This is a genomic window from Pelosinus fermentans JBW45 (genome assembly GCF_000271665.2).
GTDB classification, from domain to species: domain Bacteria; phylum Bacillota; class Negativicutes; order DSM-13327; family DSM-13327; genus Pelosinus; species Pelosinus baikalensis.
Genome location: NZ_CP010978.1, coordinates 2714912 through 2727786, shown reverse-complemented (window position 1 = coordinate 2727786; position 12875 = coordinate 2714912). Strand labels below are relative to the sequence as shown.

Annotated in this window: 20 protein-coding genes; 18 read left to right on the top strand and 2 right to left on the bottom strand. The window is 35.6% G+C overall.

Translation table 11 applies throughout. The annotated features are described in order from the left end of the window. Window positions 1-11: 11 nt before the first annotated feature. A complete protein-coding gene (gene efp / locus JBW_RS12120) occupies window positions 12-569 on the top strand; it encodes an elongation factor P (RefSeq protein ID WP_007952820.1) in 558 nt (185 codons plus the stop codon). Between the two features lie 146 nt (window positions 570-715). On the opposite strand, the gene JBW_RS25350 is transcribed toward efp, so the two are convergent. Beyond that, window positions 716-1582, bottom strand: coding sequence for an IS3 family transposase (locus tag JBW_RS25350; RefSeq protein ID WP_071882489.1), 867 nt, complete (start codon window positions 1580-1582; stop codon window positions 716-718). Between the two features lie 26 nt (window positions 1583-1608). Further along, entirely contained in the window at window positions 1609-2295 is a 687-nt protein-coding gene (locus tag JBW_RS25345; RefSeq protein ID WP_007955602.1) for a helix-turn-helix domain-containing protein, read from the bottom strand. 218 nt (window positions 2296-2513) lie between these two features. Between JBW_RS25345 and JBW_RS12105 the strand changes: the two genes are divergently transcribed. The 17 genes from JBW_RS12105 to JBW_RS12030 all read left to right on the top strand — a co-directional run bounded on the left by JBW_RS12105 (window position 2514) and on the right by JBW_RS12030 (window position 12870). After that, window positions 2514-2954, top strand: a complete 441-nt coding sequence (locus JBW_RS12105) for a CD1247 N-terminal domain-containing protein (RefSeq protein WP_007953494.1) — start codon at window positions 2514-2516, stop codon at window positions 2952-2954. 170 nt (window positions 2955-3124) lie between these two features. Next, complete coding sequence (gene spoIIIAA, locus JBW_RS12100) at window positions 3125-4126, top strand: stage III sporulation protein AA (RefSeq protein WP_007953492.1); 1002 nt, start codon at window positions 3125-3127, stop codon at window positions 4124-4126. Beyond that, on the top strand, window positions 4120-4638 hold the full coding sequence (spoIIIAB, locus tag JBW_RS12095) for a stage III sporulation protein SpoIIIAB (protein ID WP_007953490.1): 519 nt from the start codon (window positions 4120-4122) through the stop codon (window positions 4636-4638). Before spoIIIAA ends, spoIIIAB begins: the two co-directional genes overlap by 7 nt. Before the next feature lie 64 nt (window positions 4639-4702). Continuing rightward, window positions 4703-4900 carry a stage III sporulation protein AC gene (gene spoIIIAC, locus JBW_RS12090; protein WP_007934040.1) on the top strand — a complete coding sequence of 66 codons (198 nt, stop codon included), beginning with the start codon at window positions 4703-4705 and terminating at the stop codon, window positions 4898-4900. Between the two features lie 12 nt (window positions 4901-4912). Further along, entirely contained in the window at window positions 4913-5299 is a 387-nt protein-coding gene (gene spoIIIAD, locus JBW_RS12085; protein ID WP_007953488.1) for a stage III sporulation protein AD, read from the top strand. A 12-nt stretch (window positions 5300-5311) separates the two neighbouring features. Continuing rightward, window positions 5312-6472: a stage III sporulation protein AE gene (gene spoIIIAE, locus JBW_RS12080; protein WP_007953486.1), complete on the top strand. Its 1161-nt coding sequence runs from the start codon at window positions 5312-5314 to the stop codon at window positions 6470-6472. Between the two features lie 19 nt (window positions 6473-6491). Beyond that, window positions 6492-7088 (top strand): stage III sporulation protein AF, encoded by a 597-nt coding sequence (spoIIIAF, locus tag JBW_RS12075; protein WP_235333768.1) that lies wholly within the window; start codon window positions 6492-6494, stop codon window positions 7086-7088. A gap of 13 nt (window positions 7089-7101) precedes the next feature. Further along, entirely contained in the window at window positions 7102-7707 is a 606-nt protein-coding gene (locus tag JBW_RS12070; RefSeq protein ID WP_007953482.1) for a hypothetical protein, read from the top strand. A gap of 10 nt (window positions 7708-7717) precedes the next feature. Further along, window positions 7718-8248, top strand: coding sequence for a SpoIIIAH-like family protein (locus JBW_RS12065; protein ID WP_007953480.1), 531 nt, complete (start codon window positions 7718-7720; stop codon window positions 8246-8248). 125 nt (window positions 8249-8373) lie between these two features. After that, window positions 8374-8775, top strand: a complete 402-nt coding sequence (locus JBW_RS12060; RefSeq protein ID WP_007953478.1) for an Asp23/Gls24 family envelope stress response protein — start codon at window positions 8374-8376, stop codon at window positions 8773-8775. Window positions 8776-8813: 38 nt separating this feature from the next. Next, window positions 8814-9353, top strand: a complete 540-nt coding sequence (amaP, locus tag JBW_RS12055; protein ID WP_007953477.1) for an alkaline shock response membrane anchor protein AmaP — start codon at window positions 8814-8816, stop codon at window positions 9351-9353. Window positions 9354-9394: 41 nt separating this feature from the next. After that, entirely contained in the window at window positions 9395-9625 is a 231-nt protein-coding gene (locus JBW_RS12050; RefSeq protein WP_007934055.1) for a DUF2273 domain-containing protein, read from the top strand. A gap of 83 nt (window positions 9626-9708) precedes the next feature. Next, on the top strand, window positions 9709-10113 hold the full coding sequence (gene nusB, locus JBW_RS12045; RefSeq protein ID WP_007934056.1) for a transcription antitermination factor NusB: 405 nt from the start codon (window positions 9709-9711) through the stop codon (window positions 10111-10113). 143 nt (window positions 10114-10256) lie between these two features. Continuing rightward, window positions 10257-10394 carry a hypothetical protein gene (locus JBW_RS25340; RefSeq protein ID WP_007953474.1) on the top strand — a complete coding sequence of 46 codons (138 nt, stop codon included), beginning with the start codon at window positions 10257-10259 and terminating at the stop codon, window positions 10392-10394. 136 nt (window positions 10395-10530) lie between these two features. Beyond that, window positions 10531-11745, top strand: a complete 1215-nt coding sequence (gene xseA, locus JBW_RS12040) for an exodeoxyribonuclease VII large subunit (protein WP_007953471.1) — start codon at window positions 10531-10533, stop codon at window positions 11743-11745. Beyond that, a complete protein-coding gene (gene xseB, locus JBW_RS12035; RefSeq protein ID WP_007953469.1) occupies window positions 11732-11998 on the top strand; it encodes an exodeoxyribonuclease VII small subunit in 267 nt (88 codons plus the stop codon). The genes xseA and xseB overlap by 14 nt, the downstream gene beginning before the upstream one ends. Beyond that, window positions 11992-12870 (top strand): polyprenyl synthetase family protein, encoded by an 879-nt coding sequence (locus tag JBW_RS12030; protein ID WP_007953467.1) that lies wholly within the window; start codon window positions 11992-11994, stop codon window positions 12868-12870. Before xseB ends, JBW_RS12030 begins: the two co-directional genes overlap by 7 nt. Window positions 12871-12875 lie beyond the last annotated feature (5 nt).

The window sequence follows — 12875 nt, the reverse complement described above, 5'->3', positions numbered from 1 at the left end:
GAGGTAGTAAAATGATATCAAGTAGTGATTTTCGTACAGGAGCAACAATTGAAATTGATAATAATGTTTGGCAAATAGTGGATTTTCAGCATGTAAAACCAGGTAAAGGTGCTGCCTTTGTACGTACGAAAATGAAAAACGTACGTACTGGTGCAGTGGTTGAGCGTACCTTTAATCCGGGAGAAAAATTTCCTAAGGCTCATGTGGACCGTCGTGAGATGCAATATTTGTATGAGAGCGATGGAAATTATAATTTTATGGATAATGAAAATTATGAACAGAGTGAATTAACATCTGAGCAGTTAGGTGATGCAGTAAAGTATCTTAAAGAAAATATGAATATTAGCATCATGTTTTTTCAAGGAACGGTAATTGGTGTTGAGTTACCTGTTGCAGTTGAGCTAACAGTTGTTGAAACGGATCCTGGTATTCGTGGAGATACAGCTACTGGTGGTACGAAACCTGCAAAAATGGAATCTGGCTGTGTAGTACGTGTGCCTTTATTTATTAATATTGGTGACGTTTTGAGAGTCGATACTCGTACAGGAGAGTATCTAGAAAGAGCATAAAGCGAGAGAGCCATTAGGATAGTTTATTCATTGAATTAAAAAGAAACTGTACTCTTACTTAAGTGAAGTGGTGTGCTACCCGTCAAGAGGACAATAAAAAATAATAAATTTTTCTATCGCCAGCCTGATAACGGTTGGCGATATTTTTATGCTGCCAATCTATAATGATTATGGTATGCCATTGGTGTCATTACATTTAACTTGCGTTGCAGACGTCGATTATTGTAGTAATCTATGTAATCCGTTATAGCCTCCACTAGATTATCTCTATTAGTGAAACGATGACCATAATACATTTCTCGTTTCAAAATTCCCCAAAATCCTTCCATTGGTCCATTGTCAATGCAATGGGCTACTCGGGACATACTTTGCTTCATGTGATGATCTTTTAAACGCATATGGAATTGAGCACTTGTATATTGATAACCACGGTCGCTGTGGAACAGCGGATGAGCCTCCGGTTCCAAACGAACAGCTTCATCAAAAGTATCCATAACCAATGGATTATCGTTATGATTACTAATTTTAAAGGCTACAATTCTGCGGTCGTATAAATCCAGGATGGCACTCAGATATATCTTGTGAACTTCAATACCGATATAATACTTGAATTCAGAAACATCCGTAAGCCATTTTTCATTAGGCATATCAGCGTGGAATTCACGGTGTAAATAGTTTTTTGCGATGTGGTCCGGATTTCGAGCAGATCTGGTACAACTTTTTGGTCTCCATTTAATGGTGGATTGAATTCCTTTGTTTCTGCAAATACGAAGAACGCGTTTATCGTTCACAACAATTTTGTAATTTACATCCAGCTCATCACGAATACGGCGGTATCCCATATCTGGATGTTGTTTATGGATAGTATATATTTCTTCCGAAATACGTTCATTCTTAATTTCACTATCACTCTTTGGATGATTGAGCCAACGATAATAAGCAGAGCGCGTGATTTTAAGATATTTACATAATTTTTTTGTTGGATAGCCTTTGGTTGAAGATAATTCCTTGATAGCTATATAGGCTGTAAGGTACTGTACTAAAGATAGTGATCCCTCCTCTCCAGTTCCCTGACTTTTTTTAACAGATCATTCTCCATTTGTAGATCGGTGTTCATTCGTTCCAACTCTGCAATTTTATCCCGTAGCTCTTCTTCTGGACTACGACTTGGCTGCGAACCAACACGGTGACCACGTCTGTCTTCAAGTCCAGCCCTTCCCATATCTTCATACTTTTTGACCCAGTTTCGAATCTGTTGATAAGAACAATTGTATTTGCTTGCCATTGCTCCATAGTTTTTATCATTCATTAAACAATCCTTGACTACCTGTAATCGTTCTTCAGGAGTTGTTGTTCTTGCTTTTGTCATGTATGTACCTCCAGTGGATTCTTTAAGTATTCCACCAGAATTATACACCTTTATCCAATCACAAAGTTGCTTGTTAGAACGAATATCGTACTTTTGACAAATGTCACCAAGTGATCCTTTTCCACTCAGATAGTCATTAACCGCATTCATCTTTAACGTTTTTGAATAACTTCGGTTCTTGGTTTGATTAAGCAATCCGATAGGACCTTCTGCTTTATATATTCGCACCCATCTCTGCACACTTTGGTAGGCTACGTTTGCAATTCTTCCCGCTTGTCTAATGCCAATTTTGCCATTCAGGTATCGTTCAACAATTTTTACTTTTTCTACTGGATCAATCTTACTTTTTCTAGACATAGAAATACCCCCATATAGGACTTTTATATTTCAGTGTCCTATATAGGGGTAGCATATCAAAGAATACAGTTTCTTTTTTAATTTAAGAGAGTAATTATTTGTATAAAAATAATTTTAAAGAAGCAATATGATAGTTTAAAACAGCAAGAATGAACTATTTAAAAAATGGGTATAATGACAATATCAAATAACTATACTTTAGAGGGGGCTTTATGTCTATGGGAAATATTAAAGAACGAGTAGCTTATTTACAAGGATTAACACAAGGGCTTAATGTCAATGAGCGTTCAGCTGAAGGGAAGTTGTTAATAAATATTATAGATGTCCTTGATGATATGGCAGAAGAATTTAATAATATTCAAATGGTACAAGAGGATTTAGAAACATATGTAGAAAGTATGGATGATGATTTAACAGATTTAGAAGATGAAGTTTATGAAGACATTGATAACGAAGAATTAGTGGAAGTTCAATGTCCCTCCTGCCATGAAACAGTTAGCTTTGAATCTAACTTATTAGAATCTGATGATGATCTGGAAGTTTCATGTCCTCATTGCGGTGACATCGTATATGATAGCACTTTAGAAATTGAAGTCAGTGATAATGGTAATAGACAAGTTAATTCTGATTTTAGATATGGCATTCATCCAGGAATTTGATATTAAAACGTACACATAGTTTTCTGCGATGTAGCAAGAAGGACAAACCTTCTTGCTTCTTACTTTTTAATTATACCAACAATAAAAAAATCTCGATATTCGAGTTTTTTTTATTGTTGGTATAATTTTCTTTTTGCACCATATCTATGTAAAGAAAGGAAGTAGCAGATATGACTGATAATAAAAATATTTTGATCAAAAAGATATTAGAACAATCAATTTATCCAGTTTTACCTGAACAGTTAATTTCCATGATTAGTGCCGTATCTCTAGAGCACCTGAGGAATTTGACGGAAATCCGTCTACGAATTAATCAACCCTTATTACTTGTTTTAGGAAATCAGGATATTACGGTAAATCCCATGGGAGAAGTTGTTGTGAATTATAATGAAGCATACTTATGTAATCAAGATGATATTCAAAGAACATTGCAGCTTATGAGTAAAAATTCATTATATGCTTTTGAGCATCAACTAAAAATGGGCTTCTTAACAATTGATGGAGGACATAGAATCGGATTGACAGGACAAGCAATTATCGATGCTGGGGAGGTCAAAACACTAAAAAGTATCAATGGTCTTAATATTCGTTTAGCAAGAGAAGTAAAAGGCTGTGCTGATCAAATTATACCCTATATTATTACAAAAGAAGGACAGGTTTTAAATACTTTAATTATTTCGCCGCCTCGTTGCGGCAAAACAACTATTTTGCGAGATTTAATTCGGCAAATTAGTATGGGATCTAATATATATAAAGGTTTACCGGTGGGGGTTGTTGACGAGCGCTCAGAGATAGCAGCCTGCAAAAGTGGTATTAGTACAGTTGATTTGGGCATCAGAACAGATGTACTTGACAATTGTCCCAAAGCAATGGGCATGCTTATGTTAATTCGTTCCATGTCACCTGCGGTTGTAGCTACTGATGAATTAGGAAGAGCCGAGGACATACATGCTGTACGTGAAGCTTTGAATGCTGGTGTAAGTGTAGTAACAACAGTTCATGGTAAAGACCTTAGCGAATTATTACATAGGCCCTACGTCGGAGAGCTGCTAGAAAATAAGTATTTTCATCGATATATTCTGCTAAGTGATGACCCTCGCGTTGGTACAATTAAGAAAATTATAGATAGTAGCAATAATAAAATCTTATGGGAAGGAGCAAAAAAATGTTGAAATTGATAGGTAGCCTTTTAGTTTTGCTGGTAAGTTCATATATTGGATTTAATATGGCATCTCGTTGTCAAGAAAGGCCTCGTCAGCTCAGACAAATCATAACTTGTGTTGGATCATTGAGATCCCATATAATTTATTCCTGTTTACCTTTACATGAAGCTATCGCAAATTCTACGAATGGTATATACGGACCAGTAGCTGAATTTTTTCAACAGGTTGCTAATTCATTAGAAAAGAATGCTTCCCTTACACCTCAAGAAATTATTAAAAAAGTGTTAAGCGAGATGGAAGGAAGTCTGATTTTAAAAAGACCAGAAATTGAAGTACTCTATGTTTTAGGGGGAAATCTAGGCGTTATGAACTGTAAGGAACAAGAAAAATATCTGTCTTTAGTCATTGAGCAATTAGAACGATTTGAAAATGAGGCAACACGATTACGGGATCTCAATACAAAGATGTATAGATATTTGGGCATATGTGGAGGATTAGCGATTGTAATTATTCTGGTTTGATATAAATATTTCCATTAAAAAGATCTGCAAATTACATATATCGTGAGTGTGAAGGGGGAGGAAAATGGGCCTGGATATATTATTTAAAATTGCTGGTGTTGGAATTCTGGTTTCTGTTTTTCATACAGCACTAAAGCAGGCAGGTAAAGAAGATATGGCACATTTATGTACTTTGGCTGGATTTACTGTAGTATTGCTTTGGGTTGTACAATTATTGGGCAAGTTATTCAACACTGTACAGGATGTTTTTAAGCTATTTTAAGGGGTGCAGGGTGTGGAAATTATTCAAATAGTTGGGTTGGGGTTTATTGTAACCCTACTTATCTTAATCATTAAGCGAGAAAAGCCTGAAATTGCTGTGCAGTTAAGTTTAACCTTAGCAAGTATTATTTTTCTGCTAATACTTACTAAAATAACAGTTGTGTTAAATTTATTTCGTGATATGGCGGAAAAGGCTAATATTAGTCAAATGTATTTAAATACTATTTTAAAGATTATTGGCATTGCCTATATTACAGAATTTGGTGCTCAGGTTTGTCGAGATGCGGGCGAAGGAGCCATAGCAGGTAAGATTGAATTTGCTGGTAAAGTAATGGTGATGGTAATGGCCATTCCGATTATTGCTTTAGTAATGGATACTATTGTGAGATTGATTCCATAAGGTGGTATATAAATGAAAATCTGCGTATTAATTATAATCTTGTTGCTGGTCAATACCATAACTGTTATGGCTGTTCCACTAAGTAGTTCTGAAATTGAGCAACAATTACTAGAAACCATATCCACTGATCATGTGAATCAATTTATTAGCAAAGTGAATCAAGAACTCAATGGCGATATACCGTTATTAACAAGTGAGACTATTCACACAATAGCTACAAATGGCATACATGTCAGTTGGCAAAGCATGTGGCAAGCATTGGTTCATAATTTCTTTCGTGAAGTTACGTTGAATACTCATTTGATGGGAAAACTATTATTTTTGGCTGTATTGTGTGCCATGTTAAAAAATTTACAAAATTCATTCGAACAATCAAGTATATCTATATTATCGTATAGTGTTTGCTTTATTTTTATGTCATCGATTGCACTTACTGCATTTTATAATGCTTTAAAATTAGCTAGCCAAACAGTAGAATATATGGTTGGATTTATGGAATCCTTATTACCTCTCCTAATTTCCCTATTGGCAGGCGTAGGAGCTTTAACTTCTGCGAGTTTATTTACACCGTTAATGTTATTTGTCATAAGTAGCATGAGTGTGATTGTAAAAGACATCGTATTACCACTGTTATTTCTAACAGCTGCTCTTGAATGCCTAAATTATTTATCAGATACATATCGTCTAAGTAATCTATCCGGCGTTTTAAAGCAGTTAAGTATGATTGTTCTTGGTTTTTCTATGGTAATTTTTATTGGTATTATTACCATTCAAGGTGCAGCAGGCAGCATTGCTGATGGTCTTGCTCTTCGGACAGCCAAGTTTGCAACGGCAACCTTTATTCCAGTTGTGGGAAAGATGTTTGCTGATACTGTGGAACTCGTTATGGGGGCCTCTTTATTATTAAAAAATGCTGTTGGAATTTTTGGCGTTATCGTAGTATTTATGATTTGTGTCTTTCCTATTATTAAATTATTATCTTTAATCTTAGTTATAAAAATTTCTGGTGCACTAGTACAACCTTTAGGCGATGAAAAAATGGCAAAATGTCTTGATGCAATGGGAAATAATTTGTTACTGGTTTTTGGTGCAGTATTAACAGTTGCGCTAATGTTCTTTTTAGCAATTACTATGATTATTGCTGCAGGTAGTGCAGCTATGATGCTAAGGTAGGTGTGTTTTATTGCTTACAATGTTAACGGATTGGATTAAAAATATTATTTTTGTTGTATTATTTGCTTCTTTTCTCGAATTACTGTTACCAAGCAGTAGTATGCAACGCTTTGTAAGAGTAATTATGGGATTATTTATAATGTTGGCAATATTGAATCCAATTATTGGTGCAGTGCAGCACTTGACCTCCAAAGATCAAATCCCTACTTTTGCTGCAACTTCTGGAGACTTGAATGTCATAACAAATGAAGTAAACCATGTTACTAATGAACGCAACGCTTTATCACTTGAACTATATAAGAAAGAATTAAGTCAACAAATTAGAATTTTAGTTATGGCGATGGATGGCGTGGCTGATGCTAATGTAGTGGTAGAGATTAAGAAGGACAATGCGAGTACGTTAGCAATGGGGGTTAACCATATTATCGTATATGTTAAGCCTGGCATATCTACTAAAAGTGAAAAAATAGTAAGTATAGCAAAGGTTAAGATTGATAAGGAATTTAATAAAACAGAAGAAAAACATACAGATTTAAAGCAAAGAATTACAGACATGATCATGGAACTATATCAGATTCCAAAAGAAAAGGTAGAAATAAAAATGTTGTATTCATAAAGGAGTGTTGACCATGAGTAGTATGGAAAGCTTTCTCACTTATACTAAAAAAATATGGCCTAAACAATTATTAAAAGATGGGGTTATAAACACACGTTTAATTTGGCTAGGGCTTCTAGGAGTGATCTTATTGGTGATGGGAGGAGTGATTGATCGTCAAAACGTAAATCCTAGTCCAAAGGTTAGCAATGAACCTTTAAAAGTCCCTGCAGCAGCTAATCTTAGTTATGAAGAAGCTGTAGAGGGAAAGCTAACACATACGTTGTCTCAAGTAAAGGGTGCTGGAACCGTTGTTGTTAATATAACTTGGGAAAATAGTACCACTCAGGAACATGCCAGAAATATAACCAAGGAAAGCAAAATCATTCAAGAAAAAGATACTGCAGGAGGAGTGCGCAGTACGACTGAAACAAAAGAAAGTACACAAATTCTAGTCAGTAAAGAAAACAATATGGACCGTCCAGTTCTTGTTAGAGAAATTAAGCCAATGATAAAAGGAGTGCTGGTTATTGCTGATGGTGCATATGATTCTAATATAAAGGCTATTTTAACAAAGGCAGTTGAAGCAGGCCTCGGTATTCCTTCTTACAAAATTACCGTATTAGCTCAAAAAAAGTGAGGAACATATTATGAAAATATTTACCTTCCACAAAAAAAATAGATATGTTGTATTTGCTGCTGTATTAATGGTTAGTATAGTTATAATGATGGTAATAGCCAATATTGAATCAATGCTGCAAGCAAAGGTTAATCATTCTAATGCTATGCAAGTTGCGACTATGAGCGTTGCGGATCCTCTTATACCAGCTAGCAGCCCTGATTTTTTTATCGAATATCGATTAGAAAGAGATAAAATTCGTAGTGAACGCTCGGATTTATTACGAGAAAGTATTAAAAATGCCAAAACGGATGATAGCAGAAACCAAGCACAAGATACTGTCTTGAAAATGATTGCAGAAAAACAAAAGGAAGCGGAAATGGAGAGTCTAATCAAATCCCGTGGCTTTACAGATGCTTTAGTATTCGTAAGAGAAAATTCAGTAAGCGCAGTTATAAAAACCACTTCACTTTCTCATGAAGAAGTTATTCAAATAGCGGATGTCATTACAAGGATATCAGGTGTAAAAGCCGAAAATATATCAATTAGTGCTAAACCTTAACATAAGTTTGAAATTTATTTTGTCCTAAATTGTAAAGAAGGAAAATATTTGTTATAATAATATAGTTATAGAAAAGTTATTACCTGTCATATGGTATTATAATTTTTTGGAATGGGGGGTTGTTAGTGGATAAACGAGATGGCAATGAAAAGTTTGAAAACAACGATGTTGGGTCAATTCGAATTGCTGATGAAGTTGTAGGTATTATTGCTGGCATGGCAGCTACTGAAGTTTCTGGTGTAGCTGGAATGAGCGCTGGTTTAGTAGGCGGCATTGCAGAAATGCTTGGTAAAAAAAACTTAGCAAAAGGTGTTAAAGTAGAGGTTGGCGAGCGTGAAGCCGCAGTGGATTTATACATAATTGTAGAATATGGTGTACGTATACCTGATATAGCATTAAGAGTGCAGGAAAATGTAAAACGCGGTATTGAATCTATGACAGGATTAGATGTTGTAGAAGTAAACGTTCATGTTCAAGGTGTTGGATTTGGTCAAGACGGTAAAGAAGAAGATCTTCGTGTGCGTTAAAAGATATGCTGTAGCAGCCGCCTAGAAAGGAGTAGGGTATGGGAATTTTTGATCGTATCATCTTATCTATTTACACATTGTTGTTGGCACTTTTATCATTGGGCGTAGTGTTGCTATCTGTACGCCTTATTTCTTTGGAATGGGTTTGGACAGGCATTTTACATATTAACGGCCGATGGGAAGCCGGTTTGCTGGGGATGGTGTTTTTCTTGGTGAGTCTTCGATTATTATTGGCAGGAATTCGTACTCGCCGTGTAAAAGATACGATTGTACATCATACAGATATGGGTGATGTACATATATCTCTTGAGGCCATAAAAAATTTAGTCGAAAAAACTGCGAGACACACGCGTGGTGTACGTGGAGTGAAAGTTCGCGTTAACCATGATGGACAAGGATTAAAGGTTGTCTTAAAAGCTGTAATCAGTCCAGAAAATAATGTACCAAATGTTTCAGAAGAATTGCAAAAGAAAGTACATGAATATATAAAGAATACAGTTGGAGTTCAACTAGTTGATGTCCAAATAATAGTTGAGAATATATCTAATGATTTTAAGAGTAAACAGCGTGTAGAATAATACAATATAACCATGTTCTAGTAAAAGAAAGGAGCAGGAATATGAAAACCGAATTACTAGCAGAAATATGGCAGCATCATAGCGGTAAGATTACAGGAATGTCTATAGGACTATTGGTTGGTGTATTTATTCTTGTATTTGGTTTTTTCAATACTATGTTTGTAATGATATGTATGATGGCTGGTTATATTGTCGGTAAGCGGATTGATGAGAAAGAGGATATTATGGATATATTAGGAAGGTTATTACCTCCTGGATATCATCGACAATAGAGTGTACAAATAGAACAGACGAATCACATAATTTAAAAATGATAGGAATACTTTAGAGTGAAGCAATAGAAAAGAGGTAATTTATGAGTCGTAGAAAAGCCCGGGAAATGGCACTTCAGACTTTATTTCAATTAGATTATAATAGTAAGGGTAAAGATGAAGCATTAGAAATCGTACTAAGTGAATATAGTAATATAGCTGAAAACACCAAAGAATATGCAGAAAATCTCGTTAGTGGTACTCAAGCACATATAACAGAAATTGATACTCTTATTGGTGAAATATCAAATGAATGGAAAATCGATCGCATGCCTGGAATTGATCGAAATATTGCTAGAATAGCCATTTACGAAATGCGTTTTGGAAATGAGGCACTACCGCCTAATGTAGTTATTAATGAAGCTGTTGAATTAGCCAAATTGTTTGGCACAGAGGAATCCAGCCGTTTTGTTAATGGCATTTTAGGGTCTTTAGTGAAGAAAAAGTAACAAAAGTGCCTTATCTATAGTTTTACTTGCCCTTAAGATATTGGTTTTTTGTAGACAATTACTGATATTGGTTTAATGGTACCATTATATATTCCTTTGCATATGATACATAAAAAAATCATATGTGAAGGGAGGCTCTTATCATGGGGTATATATTATTAGGAGCAACAATTGGTGCAACGATAGGCTATCTCATTCCTCCAGGGAGCTTTTTCTGGTTTATATTAGGTGCAGCTAGTGGATATATAGCACGTCCATATATCGATCAGCGCCGATATTGAAGGAGACTACCCAGACTTTTGTCTGGTTTTTTTTGTACTCTTGTTATATGATAAAGAAGACTTAATTTATGCAGTGTTCCTATTTTTCATCAAAATATTTTAAGCAATAAATTACATTTTCGAGCAAAGGTGATTTATGAATATCTTTAGTGTAAGTGAAATTACAAAATACATAAAACAACTTTTTGAATATGATTCTAAAGTTAGTTCTGTATTCATACGTGGAGAAATATCAAACTTTAAGAAACATTACTCTGGTCATTGCTATTTTACGTTAAAAGATAGCAATGCCACAATTAAAGCCGTAATGTTTAAAAGTCGTGCCCAATTTTTAAAATTCGAACCTAAAGATGGTATGAAAATAATTGTTGGGGGACAAATAACAGTATTTGAGCGAGATGGGCAATATCAGTTATATGCGAATCAATTAGTACCTGACGGCATTGGAGAGTTAAGCTTAGCTTTTGCTCAGCTTAAAGAAAAACTAGAAAATGAAGGCTTATTTGCTGATACGCTAAAAAAGGACTTGCCTGTTTTGCCTAAAGTTGTAGGCATTCTTACCTCAGCTACAGGCGCAGTAATAAAAGATATTATGATCGTAGCAAAGCGGCGGCATCCAGGAATTTTATTGAAACTATATCCTGTGCAGGTACAAGGACCAGAGGCGCCTATGCAGATTGTACATGGAATTGAAGTCTTTAATGAGTTGAATAACGTAGACGTTATTATTGTCGGGCGTGGTGGTGGCTCTATTGAAGAATTATGGGCATTTAATGATGAAAGAGTGGTACGGGCCATTGTTGCATCAAAGATTCCTATTGTATCAGCCGTAGGTCATCAAACGGATTATACTTTGGCAGATTTTGCTGCTGACCGCAGAGCAGCTACTCCATCCCAGGCAGCAGAATTTGTTGTACCAGATGTTAGAGAATTGTATAAATATGTATCAACCTTGCATAATATGTTAGAAAGTAATATACGTAATGTATTACAACATCATTTCAGACGACTTGAACAATCTACTCTGAATAGAGTCTTTACCTATCCTTATGAAGTGTTAGCAGATCGGCAGCAAGCCTTAGACAATTGTATGCAACGCTTAGAGCAGGCAATAAAGGTAATTGTTCGAGATAAAAAACATACGTTTACAATTACTGCAGAAAAATTAGCGATGCTTAATCCTCTGGCTGTATTAGCGAGAGGTTATAGTATTGTACATACTTTAGATGGTCAGGTGGTTAAAGACACTGCTGCATTGCAACCCGGCCAAAAGATTGAGATTGTGTTAAATCGAGGAAGGGTAGACGCTGAGATAATTCATATACAGGAGGAGCATCATGGTAAGAGCTAAGAAAAAGGAAGACCAGCATGAAATTAGCTTTGAACAAGCTTTAGAAAAGCTAGAAGCTATTGTTAAGCAATTAGAAAAAGGTGAACTGCCTTTAAATGAGTCTTTAGAACATTTTGCTGAAGGTATAGACTTATCAAAAAATTGTTTGCAGAAATTAAATTTTGCGGAACAGCAAATTGATAAAATTTTATCAGAAGAAAAGGGGAAAATAATAGAAAGGCCTCTACAATTACAGGAGGACGGTTCATGTTAAAACAATATTGTCAAGAAAAAGGTAAGATTGTTGATCATGCATTGGCTGCATTTGTTCCTAGTGAAAATGTATATCCACCAAAGATTTTTGAAGCGATGCGCTACAGTTTATTTGCTGGTGGCAAACGATTGCGTCCCATTCTCCTTATGGCTGCTGCTGATTCCATAGGTGGAAAAGGTAGTGATTATCTAAATGTAGCTTGTGGCTTAGAGATGATTCATACTTATTCTTTAATTCATGATGATTTACCAGCAATGGATGATGATGATTATCGGCGGGGAAAATTGACCAGTCATAAAGTTTTTGGTGAGGGCATGGCAATTTTAGCTGGTGATGGATTATTAACTGCAGCCTTTACGGTTATGCTTGCTCAACCTGGAGTTCAAGCAGATGTGTTAATAAAAGTAGTTGGAGAAATTAGTAATGCAGCTGGTGCTTTGGGGATGATTGGAGGACAAGTAATCGATTTATCTTCCGAGGGAGAAAAAATTGACATTGATACTCTCAGTTATATGCACCAAGCGAAAACGGGAGCTTTATTTAAAGCGGCTGTAAGAGCCGGAGCGCAACTAGCCGGTGGAGAAGAGTGGCAGGTTGCTTCATTAACAGAATATGCTAAGCAGTATGGTCTGGCTTTTCAGATTACAGATGATATTTTGGATGTGACAGGAACGCAAGAGAAAATTGGTAAACCTGTTGGAAGTGACGTTAAAAATCATAAAGCAACCTATGTTACCTTATATTCTTTAGGTGAGGCTCAAGATATGGCAGATCAAGCTGTAACCAATGCTCTACAAGCATTAAAACAGTTCGGCCAAGAAGCAGATATTCTAAGAGAGTTGGTAAGGGCTTTATTAACACGCGATAATTGAGGTGT